Origin of the sequence: Actinacidiphila bryophytorum (assembly GCF_016916835.1) — a bacterium.
Classification (GTDB): Bacteria; Actinomycetota; Actinomycetes; order Streptomycetales; family Streptomycetaceae; genus Actinacidiphila; species Actinacidiphila bryophytorum.
Map to the genome: position 1 here is coordinate 1 of NZ_JAFFIX010000096.1, position 255 is coordinate 255.

Sequence of the window (255 nt, forward strand, 5' to 3'; positions counted from 1 at the left end):
GAGTTGACGGAGTTCCTGGTGGACGTGCTGGGGGTGACCGATGTGGGCGCGTACTTCCCGCACACGGTGACCTACCACCCCTCCTGCCACGGGCTGCGGATGCTGGGACTCGGCGACCGCCCGCGCCGGCTGCTGGAAGCCGTTGCCGGACTCGACCTGCGCGAACTGCCCGGCGCCGAGGAATGCTGCGGCTTCGGCGGCACCTTCGCGATCAAAAACCCCGACGTCTCCGCCGCGATGGGCCAGGACAAGATC

The 255-nt window shown here is 69.0% G+C and carries 1 protein-coding gene; it reads left to right on the forward strand.

The features are described from left to right. The coding region (locus JT723_RS34725) for a heterodisulfide reductase-related iron-sulfur binding cluster (protein WP_205048888.1) at nucleotides 1–255 on the forward strand (255 nt) is incomplete at both ends.